General features: G+C 61.5%; 15 protein-coding genes. 10 read left to right on the top strand and 5 right to left on the bottom strand.

The genetic code is table 11. The features are described from left to right. Positions 1 to 14: 14 nt before the first annotated feature. Positions 15 to 293 (bottom strand): YbeD family protein, encoded by a 279-nt coding sequence (locus ACODR9_RS01065; protein WP_045844888.1) that lies wholly within the window; start codon positions 291 to 293, stop codon positions 15 to 17. A gap of 93 nt (positions 294 to 386) precedes the next feature. Further along, a complete protein-coding gene (locus ACODR9_RS01060) occupies positions 387 to 1535 on the bottom strand; it encodes a D-alanyl-D-alanine carboxypeptidase family protein (protein ID WP_488807151.1) in 1149 nt (382 codons plus the stop codon). A 223-nt stretch (positions 1536 to 1758) separates the two neighbouring features. On the opposite strand from ACODR9_RS01060, the gene ilvA reads away from it, so the two are divergent. Together ilvA and ACODR9_RS01050 are read left to right on the top strand one after the other, a co-directional pair. Then, complete coding sequence (gene ilvA / locus ACODR9_RS01055) at positions 1759 to 3288, top strand: threonine ammonia-lyase, biosynthetic (protein ID WP_488807150.1); 1530 nt, start codon at positions 1759 to 1761, stop codon at positions 3286 to 3288. Between the two features lie 51 nt (positions 3289 to 3339). Continuing rightward, positions 3340 to 3987 (top strand): HAD family hydrolase, encoded by a 648-nt coding sequence (locus ACODR9_RS01050; RefSeq protein ID WP_488807149.1) that lies wholly within the window; start codon positions 3340 to 3342, stop codon positions 3985 to 3987. A gap of 38 nt (positions 3988 to 4025) precedes the next feature. On the opposite strand, the gene ACODR9_RS01045 is transcribed toward ACODR9_RS01050, so the two are convergent. After that, positions 4026 to 4172: a hypothetical protein gene (locus tag ACODR9_RS01045; RefSeq protein ID WP_488807148.1), complete on the bottom strand. Its 147-nt coding sequence runs from the start codon at positions 4170 to 4172 to the stop codon at positions 4026 to 4028. On the opposite strand from ACODR9_RS01045, the gene ACODR9_RS01040 reads away from it, so the two are divergent. Next, a complete protein-coding gene (locus tag ACODR9_RS01040; RefSeq protein WP_488807147.1) occupies positions 4171 to 4410 on the top strand; it encodes a hypothetical protein in 240 nt (79 codons plus the stop codon). The two genes, ACODR9_RS01045 and ACODR9_RS01040, sit on opposite strands and share 2 nt — an antisense overlap. 33 nt (positions 4411 to 4443) lie before the next feature. Then, positions 4444 to 4911, top strand: coding sequence for a hypothetical protein (locus tag ACODR9_RS01035; protein WP_488807146.1), 468 nt, complete (start codon positions 4444 to 4446; stop codon positions 4909 to 4911). Positions 4912 to 4997: 86 nt separating this feature from the next. Here the strand turns inward: ACODR9_RS01035 and ACODR9_RS01030 are convergent, their stop codons facing one another. Both ACODR9_RS01030 and ACODR9_RS01025 read right to left on the bottom strand, forming a co-directional pair. Then, positions 4998 to 5264, bottom strand: coding sequence for a hypothetical protein (locus ACODR9_RS01030; protein WP_488807145.1), 267 nt, complete (start codon positions 5262 to 5264; stop codon positions 4998 to 5000). Between the two features lie 138 nt (positions 5265 to 5402). Then, entirely contained in the window at positions 5403 to 5990 is a 588-nt protein-coding gene (locus ACODR9_RS01025) for a hypothetical protein (RefSeq protein WP_488807144.1), read from the bottom strand. A gap of 494 nt (positions 5991 to 6484) precedes the next feature. On the opposite strand from ACODR9_RS01025, the gene ACODR9_RS01020 reads away from it, so the two are divergent. The 6 genes from ACODR9_RS01020 to mdcE all read left to right on the top strand — a co-directional run bounded on the left by ACODR9_RS01020 (position 6485) and on the right by mdcE (position 12036). Then, a complete protein-coding gene (locus tag ACODR9_RS01020) occupies positions 6485 to 7432 on the top strand; it encodes a LysR family transcriptional regulator (protein WP_488807143.1) in 948 nt (315 codons plus the stop codon). Between the two features lie 81 nt (positions 7433 to 7513). After that, positions 7514 to 9175, top strand: coding sequence for a malonate decarboxylase subunit alpha (gene mdcA / locus ACODR9_RS01015; RefSeq protein WP_488807142.1), 1662 nt, complete (start codon positions 7514 to 7516; stop codon positions 9173 to 9175). Then, the gene (locus ACODR9_RS01010; protein ID WP_488807141.1) at positions 9175 to 10032 is read left to right on the top strand and encodes a triphosphoribosyl-dephospho-CoA synthase; all 858 of its coding nucleotides are present in this window, start codon (positions 9175 to 9177) and stop codon (positions 10030 to 10032) included. The genes mdcA and ACODR9_RS01010 overlap by 1 nt, the downstream gene beginning before the upstream one ends. A gap of 23 nt (positions 10033 to 10055) precedes the next feature. Continuing rightward, positions 10056 to 10352: a malonate decarboxylase subunit delta gene (locus ACODR9_RS01005; protein WP_488807140.1), complete on the top strand. Its 297-nt coding sequence runs from the start codon at positions 10056 to 10058 to the stop codon at positions 10350 to 10352. Further along, on the top strand, positions 10349 to 11212 hold the full coding sequence (locus ACODR9_RS01000; protein ID WP_488807139.1) for a biotin-independent malonate decarboxylase subunit beta: 864 nt from the start codon (positions 10349 to 10351) through the stop codon (positions 11210 to 11212). Before ACODR9_RS01005 ends, ACODR9_RS01000 begins: the two co-directional genes overlap by 4 nt. Then, complete coding sequence (gene mdcE, locus ACODR9_RS00995; protein WP_488807138.1) at positions 11209 to 12036, top strand: biotin-independent malonate decarboxylase subunit gamma; 828 nt, start codon at positions 11209 to 11211, stop codon at positions 12034 to 12036. The genes ACODR9_RS01000 and mdcE overlap by 4 nt, the downstream gene beginning before the upstream one ends. Positions 12037 to 12059 lie beyond the last annotated feature (23 nt).

The raw sequence follows: 12059 nt of genomic DNA, 5'->3' as shown, positions 1-12059 counted from the left end.
GGCTCCACGTTGGTTTAAAGCACCATCTTGACCATGGGGTGGCCAGTGAGCGACAGGTAGATATTATCCAGCTGCTGGCGCGAGGTGGCATTCACGGTAATGGTGAGCGCATAGAATCGTCCACCCGAGCTTTCCCGCAGGGTGACATCATGCTCGGCCAGATCCGGCGCGTGCACACGTACCACTTCGGTCATGGTGACGACGAATTCATCGTGGCGCTCGCCCATCACTTTCAGGGGAAAGCGGCAGGGGAATTCAATGATTTCCTGCTTTTCAGTGCTGTTTTCAGCCATGTTCAACTCGATTCTGCAATGGCAAAAGGCCCGCATCACCCGATGCAGGCCATTGCCTGTCTCCGCCTGGCGGGGTGTCAATCAAAAGCCGGTTTACTTCCAGCCCAGCATCAGCTTGATGCTGTCCCACAGCCGGCTGAAGAAGCCACCTTCTTCCACCGCCTGCAAAGCAACCACCGGACGCTCCAGCAGCGGCTTGCCATCCAGGCTCACCACCAGCTTGCCTACCGTCTGGCCAGCCTTGATCGGTGCGATCAAAGGCTGCACCGTGGATAGATCAGCCTTCAACTGGGCCGACTGGCCCTTGGCCACCGTGGCAAACACATCCTGGGCAAAGCCCACTGGCACCGATTTGGTAGCGCCTTTGTACACAGGCACTTCGGAAACCGGCTTGGCTGCAGAATAAAGTTTGGGCGTATCGAAAAACTGCAAGCCGTAGTTGAGCAATTTGGCGCTCTCATTGGCGCGCGCTTCCGGACTGGCAGTACCCACCACCACCGAAATCACCCGACGGCCATCACGGTGGCTGGAGGTGATCATATTGTAGCCAGCGGTATCGGTATAACCGGTTTTCATGCCGTCGACGTTGGGGTCGCGGTACAGCAACAGGTTGCGGTTGGGCTGGGTGATCTTGTTATAGGTATAGGACTTGATGGAGTAGGTCGGGTAGAACTCCGGGAAGTCACGAATCAGCGCGGCGGACAGGATGGCCAGATCATGCACCGTGGTGTAGTGATCGGCATGCGGCAGGCCGGTAGCGTTGCGGAACTGGGTGTTTTTCATGCCCAGTTTCTGCGCCTGTTGGGTCATCACCTGGGCAAACACGTCTTCGCTTCCGGCAATGGCTTCGGCCAGGGTCACGCAGGCGTCATTACCGGACTGCACGATCATGCCCTTGATCAGGTCATCCACCTTCACCGGCACTTTCGGGTCGAGGAACATGCGCGAGCCGTCGGTTTTCCAGCCACGGCTGGACACGGTCAGCATCTGGTCCAGCGACAGGCGCTTTTCCTTCACCGCTTTAAAGGTGAGGTAGGCGGTCATCAGCTTGGTGAGCGAGGCCGGTTCTACGCGGGCATCCGGGTCCTGCGCGGCCAGCACCTGCCCGCTATTGAAATCGACAAGATAATAGGCCTTGCCAGCAATTTCCGGCACCGGCGGAACAAAGGCAGCGGCAGCAGACGCAGCAACAGGCATGGCCAGGCTGGCGGCCAGCAAAATTCGGGTGATGGTGGTTTTCATTAGGATCGACAACGGGTGAGGGGTACAAACAATAGCCGCTGATTATACACGTCCACGCCGCTGCGTTGACCGTAAATGGCCGATTTTTGCAGCAATCTGCTGATGGCAGGCAGTTGATTGCGGCAATGCAGCATGAAAATGGCAACACGGCTTCCCGGCGGCTTGGAGTTCCTGCTACTCTGACAGTTCAATAAGAAAGAACGACAAGGACATCGGCATCACCATGCAAGACAAGCAAGACTATCTGGAGCGCATCCTCACCTCGCGCGTCTATGACGTCGCGGTGGAAACGCCGCTGGAAACAGCAAACAATCTCAGCCGCCGCACCGGCAACACCATTTTGCTGAAGCGCGAAGACCTGCAGCCGGTGTTCTCGTTCAAGCTGCGCGGCGCGTACAACAAAATGGCCAAGCTGACACCGGCGCAGCTGGCCAACGGCGTGATTACCGCCAGTGCGGGCAACCACGCCCAGGGCGTGGCACTGTCGGCCAAGAAAATTGGCTGTGAAGCCATCATCGTGATGCCGGTCACCACCCCGCAAGTGAAGATTGACGGCGTGACCAGCCGTGGCGGCAAGGTCGTGCTGCATGGCGAATCGTTTAGCGACGCTTACAAACACGCCATGACACTGGTGGCCGAAACCGGCAAAACCTATATCCCGCCGTTTGACGACCCGGACGTGATTGCCGGTCAGGGCACCATCGGCATGGAAATCCTGCGCCAGCACCCCGGCCATATCGATGCCGTATTTGTGGCCATCGGCGGCGGCGGCCTGGCGGCTGGCGTGGCCAGCTTCATCAAGCGTCTGAAGCCGGAAATCAAGATCATCGGCGTGCAGCCGGTGGATTCGGACGCGATGAAGCAGTCCATCGAAAAAGGCGAGCGTGTCGAACTGAAAGACGTGGGCCTGTTTGCCGATGGCGTGGCGGTAAAGCTGGTGGGCGAGGAAACCTTCCGCATCTGCCGCGAGCTGCTGGACGAAATCATGCTGGTGGATTCGGACGCCATGTGCGCCGCCATCAAGGATATCTTTGAAGATACCCGTTCCATTGTGGAACCGGCCGGTGCACTGGCCGTGGCGGCTGCCAAGGCCTATATCGAGCGTGAAGGCTGCACCGGCCAGACGCTGGTGGCCATCAATTGCGGCGCCAATATGAACTTCGACCGCCTGCGTCACGTCTCGGAACGCTCCGAACTGGGCGAGCGCCGCGAAGCCATCATCGCCGTCACCATTCCGGAAAAGCCGGGCAGCTTCAAGCAGTTCTGTTCGGTCATCGGCAACCGCAACATCACCGAATTCAACTACCGCTTTGCCGACCCCGGCACCGCCCACGTGTTTGTCGGGGTGCAGATCAGCGGCAAGCAGGATTCGGAACGCATCATTGCCGAACTCAGAGCCAACGGCCTGGAAGGGCTGGATCTGACCGACAACGAGCTGGCCAAGCTGCATATCCGCCATCTGGTGGGTGGCCATGCCCCGCAACTGAAGGACGAGCGCGTGCTGCGCTTTGAATTCCCGGAGCGTCCGGGCGCACTGATGCGTTTTCTGGAAGGCATGCAGACCAACTGGAATATCAGCCTGTTCCACTACCGCAACCACGGTGCCGATTATGGCCGCGTGCTGGTAGGCATTCAGGTGCCATCCAGCGATAATGCCGAGTTCCAGCGTTTCCTGGATGGTCTGGCCTACCCCTATGTGGAAGAAACCGACAACCCGGCTTACAAGCTGTTCCTGGGCAAGACCATCCGCTAACCCTGTCTGCCGGCTCACCCAGCCGGCAGCAGACTTGCACAGGCATTGCACATGATTCAAGCCGTATTGTTCGATCTGGATGGCACCCTGGCCGACACAGCCCGCGACCTGGGCGCTGCCCTTAACCGCCTGCTGGCCGAGGAAGGCCTGCCGCCGCAGCCCTACTCTGCCATCCGCCCCATTGCCAGCCATGGCGCGCGCGGGCTGGTGAGCCTGGGTTTTGGCATCAACCGCGAACATCCGCGTTTCGAGGAATACCGCCTGCGTTTTCTCGATCACTACGAGCACAGCTTTGCCGATGAAACCGTGCTGTTCGACGGTATCAACAGCATGCTGGACGGCATTACGGCCAAGGGGCTGACCTGGGGCATCATCACCAACAAGCCGATGCGCTTTACCGACCGGCTGGTGCCTGCCCTGCCCTTTGCCAGCCGCCCGGCAGTGACCGTCAGTGGCGATACCGTGGGTGTGCCCAAGCCGGACCCGGCCCCCATGCTGCATGCAGCCAGCCAGATCGGCATTGCGCCGCAGCACTGCCTGTACGTGGGCGATGCCGAGCGTGATATCCAGGCCGGTCGCGTGGTGGGCATGAAAACCGTGCTGGCCAACTGGGGCTATATCTCGGAGCAAGACCAGCCGGAGCAATGGGGTGCCGACATCAGCATCGACCATCCGCTGGAATTGCTTAAGCACCTGTAAACAAGCAACAGCCAAGCCCCGAAACCCGCATAGTGCCACTAGCCAATGCGGGTTTTCTTTTGTTCAATTAAACACCAACAAGAAACAATTTCTTGAATATTTTGGTCTATTTCATATTCAGGGTAATCAATACACTGCATCCATCCGCTGACTGACAGCGCAAACCCGACAAGGATGCCTTCCATGAAACGCTTCGCCCTCACCCTGCTGGCCCTGAGCTTTAGCACCGCCGCACTGGCCGCACACCACAGCAGCTACCCCAGCAGCGCCGATGTCAGCGCCTGGCAAGCCGAACAAGCAGCCATCCGGGCGGCCGACGCACAATTACCCGCTGCACGCCAGGCGGAAATCGCCCGCGACAACGCAGCCTGGCAGGCCGCGCTGCTGCAAAAAAACCAGCACAACGCCGGGATCAATCACTAAACGACAAGTACTGAATAGACAAGGCAGCCCATCATGACTCGCTTCCAACTGCATATCGGCCCGCAGCACACCAGCCTTACTCAGCCACGCGCAGCTGCTGCACATCAAGCAGGCCGCATGCCGGTGGGCTGGCAGTCCGCACTACCGGGTAACAGCCATGGGCTGCTGCCTTCCGCTGCCGCGCTGGAAATGGCCATCATGCAGGTGGAAGACGCCATCAGTGCCAACTGGCCACAGCGCCTGGCACTGGACACGGTGTACAGCAGCGATGCCGAACTGCGGCAACTGGCCACTCTGTGCGGCCTGCCAGACACAGCGGGCAGCCGGCTTGCGCGCCAGCAAGTGGAAGCCCTGTTTTCGCGCCTGGCCAACGCCGTTGAAGGCGGCTCTGCCGCTGGCCTGCCAGACAGCCGCAACTTTACCGGCAGCCTGCTGATCCTGCGCGAACTGATGCACCATCTGGATATTGCAGCCATCACGCTGGAACATACCGTCAGTTGACATGCTGCAGACAAAGAAAAACCGCTGCCAGATCACCCTGGCAGCGGTTGCATGTTAAGCAGGCTGTAAGCAGCCCTAATCCCGACTCAGAAGGGGTAAACCACTTCCGCCGGCTTGAACTCGCAAGGCTTGTCGGACGGAGCCGCATCGTGCATTTCAGCCTTGCTGTCAGAAATTTTCTTCCACGAACCACCCAGGCTGCAGGCAAAATCCTGGCCCAGTTCCAGCTCACCAAACGTCGACGGCAGTACCGGCTCTTCACAGTGCGGACACAAATTGCCCGCCAGCCCTGTCAGTTGTGCACGGCTGGATACCTCATCACACCAGCAACATTTGATTTGATCTTCAGTCATCTTATCTTCACTTCCCGTTACCATGGCTTGTCATGTCGAAATGACGCGAACGCAGCCGACTAGTATACCCCGATGCAGCCATGACTGCAGGTTCAACACCCATCCAGGTAAGTCGGCCCACGGTAAATACCGGGAAAATCATGCAGAACGCAGCACAGGACGAAGCCTCTGGCAGCGCTCGCCCGCCTCTGCCGGCAGAGCAAGATAGGTTTCGAAGCCGTAGCGGGCATAGCTTTGCTGCAGCTGGTCCACGGCTGCTGTTGCCGTATGCAAGGCAAGCGGCAACACAAAGCCTATGCGTGGAGATGGCAACAGCAGCTGATCGACAATCTGACGAAACACCCGTCCGTGATCCTGGCTTACCCGCGCCAGCAGGGCGGCCGATACCGGCAGCAACAACCCTCCTCCCACATGCGGGCCTTGCAGAAAATTAAGCAGATGCAGGCAGCGGATAAAACGATCCAGCACCACGGGGGTTTCGCTCACCCCGGTCAGTCGCGCCAGTACTTCGCCGCCTATCGGTTCACCGCCCGGCGCAATGGCGTGCAGCTGCGCCAGCATGCCCAGCGCCTGACCAGCCTCGCCCGCCACCGGCACAAAGCGGCTGGCCAGCCGCACCTTGAGGAACTCACCCTCGATCTCCCCGGCAGCCGTACTCCACAAGGGGAACTCCATGAAATAGGCCGGATGCACCTGCTGTAAAAAACGGGCAAGCAATGAACTCATGACAAACCTGACCAGCGACAGGCAATACAACAAGCAAGTAACAAGGACACGCCGGCAGTGCCGACCCAGACTGCACTGTAGCGCTGCCATGGCTCTGAGGAAAATCATCAATCTTCAATTTGACATGCATTTATCTGCTATCGACTGCACAAATCCAGCACAGCCCGCCAACAGCAAGCAACGCGACATGCCGGTATTGATATGGCACAAACTCTGCACAAGTCGCACTGGACGAGGTTTTTCCCCACCGGGATACTGCCTGCGTTAATCCTCCTCCATCCCTATGGAACTTGTGCCCACCCCTTGCCGGGTGGGCAATTTTTATTCCACCGGCGCTTTCGTCGCCAGCCCTCAGTAGCAACCGCCCAGCGGCAGCGGCAAGGCTACCGGGCTTGCCATTTTCCCTGCCATCCCGACTTGTGTTTATCATGTGCAGCCCGGTCGGCTGCCCTTGGCCCCTGGGCATTACCCGCTTCCCAAGACAAGGCCACGCGATGATCAGTGAAGAAATCACCCTGCGCAAACTGCAAACCCTGGCTGCCTTTGTTGCCACCGGCAGCCTGCCGCGCACTGCCGAACGCATGCAGATGAGCACGGTGAGCGTGCACCGCGCCCTGCATTCGCTGGAAGACGCCATGCGCTGCCCCCTGTTTCGCCACGAAGGCCGCAAGCTGATTGCCCTGCCTGCCGCGCTGGCATTGGCCGAAGCGGCTGAGGATGCCGAGCGGACACTGGAGGGCGGCATTCGCAAAGCGCGGGAAAAGGCTGGCTTTGGCGCAGCGCAACTAAAAATCGGTGCCATGTACTCGCTAACGGTGGAGCTGATTCCCCGGCTGGTGATGGGGGTGAAGCTGCGCCGCCCGGAACTGGCCATCGAGTTGCAACTGGGTTCCAACGCCCAGTTGCTGGACAAACTGCACAGCCAGACGGTGGACGCCTTGCTGATGTCGCTGCCGGACGCAGGCAGCCCGCCGGGCTTGCTGGCAGTGCCGCTGTTTGAAGACCAGCTTTATCTGGCCTCCTCCCTGAATAGCCCGGCACCGACCAGCAGCACGGCGGACCTCACCGACTACCGTCATGAAAAATTTGTTGCCCTCAGCGACGGTTTTGCCACCAGCCGCGACTTCCAGCGCCTGTTCAGCCACGCCGGTTACCAGCCGGATGTGGTGATGCGGGTGGATGACATCTTCTCGCTGATGAATCTGGTGGCCGCCGGGGTGGGCCTCAGCCTGCTGCCTGGCCGGGTCAGTTCGCTATTTGCCGGGCGTATACGCTTCACCCCGCTGGCGCCACAGTGGCGCAGCACCCAGCGCATTGGCCTGTTGCTGCAGGAGTGCCGCGAGCGCGACCCGAACCTGCTGGCCTTGCTGGCCGAGGCCCGCATGCTGGGACAGCAAATTTCAGCCAATGGACTTGCGGCGAAACCATTAGCCTCAGGCTAACAATTCGTCAGTCAGCTTGATTGATGGCCAGCCTGCCAGCGCCTACCTTGCAGACATTCTCATCTGCAACAGGGAGCAAGCATGCTGGCAGCCTCAACCACCTCACCGGTCTGGCATCGCCGCCGTGATGAAAAGCGCCGCCGTATTGAGCTGGCCGGCCACCTGGCCAGTGGCCGCATCCTACCCACCGACCAGCTGACGGCAGCACTGGAAATCCTGATCGCCCCCGGCGACCGGGTGGTGCTGGAAGGCAATAACCAGAAACAGGCCGACTTCCTGTCGCGCAGCCTGGCCCGTGCCAATCCGGCCCGCCTGCATGATCTGCACATGATCATTCCCAGCGTGGGCCGCCCCGAGCATCTGGACATTTTTGAAAGCGGCATTGCCCGCAAGCTGGATTTTTCCTTCTCCGGCCCGCAAAGCCTGCGCATCGGCCAGCTATTGCAGGATGGCTGTCTGGAAATCGGTGCCATCCACACTTATGTCGAGCTGTATGCCCGGCTGTTTGTCGACCTCACCCCCAATGTCGCGCTGGTGGCTGCTTATCAGGCCGACCGGCATGGCAATCTCTACACCGGCCCCAGCACCGAGGACACCCCGGCGCTGGTGGAAGCCACCGCCTTCCGTGACGGTATTGTCATTGCCCAGGTGAATGAGATTGTCGACGACCCGTCCGAACTCACCCGCGTAGATATTCCGGCCGACTGGGTGGATTTCGTGGTACTGGCCGACCGCCCTTTCTTTATCGAACCGCTGTTCACCCGCGACCCGCGCCTGATCAAGCCGGTACACGTGCTGATGGCGATGATGGCGATTCGCGGCATTTACGAACGTCATCAGGTGCAATCGCTCAACCACGGCCTGGGCTTCAATACTGCTGCCATCGAATTGCTGCTGCCCACCTATGGCGAGCAACTGGGGCTGAAAGGCAAAATCTGCCGCCACTGGACGCTGAACCCACACCCGACACTGATTCCGGCCATTGAAAGTGGCTGGGTGGACAGCGTGCACTGCTTTGGCGGCGAACTGGGCATGGAAGCCTATGTGGCGGCCCGCCCCGATGTGTTCTTCACCGGGCGGGATGGCTCACTGCGCTCCAACCGCGCCTTCTGCCAGATGGCCGGGCAATACGCGGTAGACATGTTTATCGGCTCCACCCTGCAAATGGATGGCGACGGCCATTCTTCCACCGTCACCCATGGGCGGCTGTCTGGTTTTGGCGGCGCACCCAATATGGGCCACGACCCGCATGGCCGCCGTCATGCCAGCCCGGCCTGGCTGGACCTGATCCAGACCGACAGCCTGCTGGCGCGTGGCCGCAAGCTGGTGGTGCAGATGGTGGAAACCTTCCAGGGCAACGGCCAGCCCACCATTGTGGAGAGCCTGGATGCGGTGGAAGTGGCGCGCAGCAGCGGCATGCCGCTGGCTCCGGTGATGATTTACGGCGACGACGTCAGCCATGTGCTGACCGAAGAAGGCATTGCCTACCTGTACAAGGCCGAATCACTGGAACAACGCCGCCAGATGATAGCCGCCGTGGCCGGCATCACCCCCATTGGCTTGCGCCACGACCCGGCCAGTACCGCCACCCTGCGCCAAGCCGGGCTGGTGGCGCTGCCAGAAGACCTGGGCATCCGCCGCAGCGATGCCAGCCGTAGCCTGCTGGCGGCCAAGAGCATGGCCGAACTGGTGAGCTGGTCTGACGGGCTGTATCAGCCCCCGGCCCGCTTCAGGAGCTGGTAATGCAAGCCGCCCTCGTCCCCGATCAGGCCGGGCAACTGGCCAGCCAGCTGGCGCTACTCGCCTGCCAGTGCCTGCTGGACGAAGCCCGGCTGGCACCCAAGCCCGGCTTGGTGGACAGCCGTGGCAGCGGCGCGCATCAGGACTTGACGCTGGAACTGATGTGCCGCTCGGCCCGCTCCCTGCAACCAGCCTTCTTCGCCATGGCTAACGCTGCCTGGCAGCAAGCACCATCTATCGCATTGCGCGAACAGCTGGGCAGCCTGGGCCGGGCGGGTGAGCAAGCCATGCTGCACGCCAGTGGCGGCGTCAACACCCATCGCGGTGCCATCTGGGCCATTGGCCTGCTGGTGGCCGCCGCTGCCATGGACAGCAGCCAGCCGCAGGCTGCCGCCGTCTGCCAGCGTGCCGCCACCCTGGCACAACTGCCCGACCGCCTGCTACCAGCCCAGCCACGCAAGGGCGAGCTGGCCTGCCGCCACTATGGGGTGGGTGGTGCGCGCGGCGAAGCGCAACAAGGGTTTCCGCACATTACCCGGCTGGCCCTGCCCGCCTTGCACGCCAGCCGTGCGCGTGGCGATGGCGAGACCCATGCCCGGCTCAATGCCTTGCTGGCCATCATGAGCCGACTGGACGACACCTGCCTGCTGTCACGCGGCGGCATGCCGGGACTAAGCCTGGTGCAAAGCGGCGCACAGGCCGTGCTGGATTCAGGCGGGGTGGCCACACTGGCTGGCCGCCGCAGCTTGTATCAACTGGAAAAAGACATGCTGGCGCAGCGCCTGTCACCGGGCGGTGCAGCCGACCTGCTAGCCGCCACCCTATTGCTGGACCGGCTGCCGCACATGCCAGCCATCTGACAAGCAGGAATCAAGGAGCAACCATGGAAAAACTGCATCTGGAATACCCGGCCGGCGCCCCGGCCACACATCGTGTACTGGTGGGGGTGGTGGCCTCCGGCGACCTGGAAGTGCTGATCGAACCCGCCAGTGCCGGTCGTTGCCACATCGAAATACGTAGCGCCGCCGGTGGCTGTGCCACCCGCTGGCGCGCCCAGCTCGACCGTCTGTTTGCCGATGGCAAGGCTGCCGCCATGCACATGGAAATCAATGACTTTGCTGCCACCCCCGGCGTAATCAGCCTGCGCCTGGCCCAGGCACTGGAGGAGCTATCCGCATGAGCCATCAACAAGACATCACCCGTCTGCTGCAAGGCCACAGCTTTATTGAGCTGAGCGCACGCGAGCGCGCCCACAGCCTGCTGGACGGGGGCAGCAGCCGCGAACTGGTCGGCCCCTTCGATCGGCAATACTCACCCTGGCTCGGCACACAGGGCATTGTGGCGCAGGCTGATGACGGCGTGGTTATCTGCAAGGGCCTGCTCAATGGCCAGCCAGCGGTGATCGCCGCCATTGAAGGCGGTTTTCAGGGTGGCAGCCTGGGCGAAGTGGGCGGGGCCAAGCTGGCCTGCGCACTGGAACTGGCAGCCGCAGACAATCGCCAGGGCATTCCCACGCGCGCCGTCATTCTGTTTGAAACCGGTGGCGTGCGCTTGCAGGAGGCCAATCTGGGCCTGGCAGCCATTGCCGAAATCCATGCCGCCATTGCCGACCTTGGCCGTTATCAGCCGGTGATTGGCATCATCGCCGGTACTGTGGGTTGTTTTGGCGGCATGTCGATTGCCGCTGGCATGTGCAGTTATCTGATTGTCACCCGCGAAGCCAGACTGGGGCTGAATGGCCCACAGGTGATCGAACAGGAAGCCGGTGTGGCGGAGTACGACTCGCGCAACCGGCCCTTTATCTGGAGCCTCACTGGCGGCGAACAGCGCCATGCCTGCGGTTTGGCCGATGCCCTGGTGGAAGACGACACCTCGCTTATCCGCCAGCAGTTGCTGGACTTTATTGCCTGCGGCCTGCCCGACACCCCGCGCCATCGGCGCAGCCAGCACTATCTGCAACAGTTGCTGGCCATGGACAGTACTGCCCAGGCCGACGCCGCCTCAGCCCGTCAACTTTTCCAGTCAGGAGCCCGCCCATGAGCCAAGTCTCCATCAGCCAGCGCGGTCGCGACTGGTTTCATGCCCTGTGTGGTCACCTCCCTCTGCAGCAAGGCTTGCCGCCGTCCCTGCTGGTGGCGGATGGCGAGCTTGCCGGCCAGCCCGCACGTTATATCGCAGTGGTGGCCGACCCGCACAACCCCTTTGTCCGCGCCCGTCATGGCGAGGTGGGCCTGCTGGAAGGCTGGGCGCTGGCGGCCACCATCGACGCCGCCGTGGATGCCGACCAGCAGCAAGCGCACAAGCGCGCCATCATCGCCATCATCGACGTCCCCAGCCAGGCCTATGGCCGCCGTGAAGAGGCCTACGGCATCCACCAGGCACTGGCCGCTGCCGCCGCCGCTTATGCTCGCGCCCGGCTGGCCGGTCACCCGGTGATCGGGCTGATTGTGGGCAAGGCCATGTCCGGTGCCTTCCTGGCCCATGGTTATCAGGCCAACCGCCTGCTGGCGCTGAACGACGCCGGGGTGATGGTGCACGCCATGGGCAAGCAGGCTGCGGCCCGCATCACCCTGCGCACGGTGGAAGAACTGGAAAAACTGGCTGCCAGCATCGCCCCCATGGCCTATGACATTGCCAGCTACGCCAGCCAGGGCCTGTTGTGGCGCTTGCTGGAAACACAGCAGCCAGACCAGCCCACCCCGGCCGATATACAGCTGGTTCGTGCCACACTGACTGAAGCTTTGCACGACATCCAGGCCGACCCGCAACGCGGGCTGCACCAGCGCCTGCACGGCGAACACCGCCAGGCCACGCGCCAGGTGCGCGCGCTATTGCAACAACAATGGACACAGAACGGAGGGTAAACAGTAAGCATCACGGTGCATGG

The sequence above is a fragment of the Aquitalea sp. FG25 genome (genome assembly GCF_057809375.1).
The sequence above is the reverse complement of the archived record's forward strand: the minus strand, read 5'-3'. Positions and strand labels throughout refer to the sequence as shown.

Excerpts from the sequence above, each read along its gene's own strand:
- ACODR9_RS01065 (WP_045844888.1), bottom strand. The coding sequence starts at position 293 with ATGGCTGAAAACAGCACTGAAAAGCAGGAAATCATTGAATTCCCCTGC.
- ACODR9_RS01060 (WP_488807151.1), bottom strand. The coding sequence starts at position 1,535 with ATGAAAACCACCATCACCCGAATTTTGCTGGCCGCCAGCCTGGCCATG.
- ilvA (WP_488807150.1), top strand. The coding sequence starts at position 1,759 with ATGCAAGACAAGCAAGACTATCTGGAGCGCATCCTCACCTCGCGCGTC.
- ACODR9_RS01050 (WP_488807149.1), top strand. The coding sequence starts at position 3,340 with ATGATTCAAGCCGTATTGTTCGATCTGGATGGCACCCTGGCCGACACA.
- ACODR9_RS01040 (WP_488807147.1), top strand. The coding sequence starts at position 4,171 with ATGAAACGCTTCGCCCTCACCCTGCTGGCCCTGAGCTTTAGCACCGCC.
- ACODR9_RS01045 (WP_488807148.1), bottom strand. The coding sequence starts at position 4,172 with ATGGAAGGCATCCTTGTCGGGTTTGCGCTGTCAGTCAGCGGATGGATG.
- ACODR9_RS01035 (WP_488807146.1), top strand. The coding sequence starts at position 4,444 with ATGACTCGCTTCCAACTGCATATCGGCCCGCAGCACACCAGCCTTACT.
- ACODR9_RS01030 (WP_488807145.1), bottom strand. The coding sequence starts at position 5,264 with ATGACTGAAGATCAAATCAAATGTTGCTGGTGTGATGAGGTATCCAGC.
- ACODR9_RS01025 (WP_488807144.1), bottom strand. The coding sequence starts at position 5,990 with ATGAGTTCATTGCTTGCCCGTTTTTTACAGCAGGTGCATCCGGCCTAT.
- ACODR9_RS01020 (WP_488807143.1), top strand. The coding sequence starts at position 6,485 with ATGATCAGTGAAGAAATCACCCTGCGCAAACTGCAAACCCTGGCTGCC.
- mdcA (WP_488807142.1), top strand. The coding sequence starts at position 7,514 with ATGCTGGCAGCCTCAACCACCTCACCGGTCTGGCATCGCCGCCGTGAT.
- ACODR9_RS01010 (WP_488807141.1), top strand. The coding sequence starts at position 9,175 with ATGCAAGCCGCCCTCGTCCCCGATCAGGCCGGGCAACTGGCCAGCCAG.
- ACODR9_RS01005 (WP_488807140.1), top strand. The coding sequence starts at position 10,056 with ATGGAAAAACTGCATCTGGAATACCCGGCCGGCGCCCCGGCCACACAT.
- ACODR9_RS01000 (WP_488807139.1), top strand. The coding sequence starts at position 10,349 with ATGAGCCATCAACAAGACATCACCCGTCTGCTGCAAGGCCACAGCTTT.
- mdcE (WP_488807138.1), top strand. The coding sequence starts at position 11,209 with ATGAGCCAAGTCTCCATCAGCCAGCGCGGTCGCGACTGGTTTCATGCC.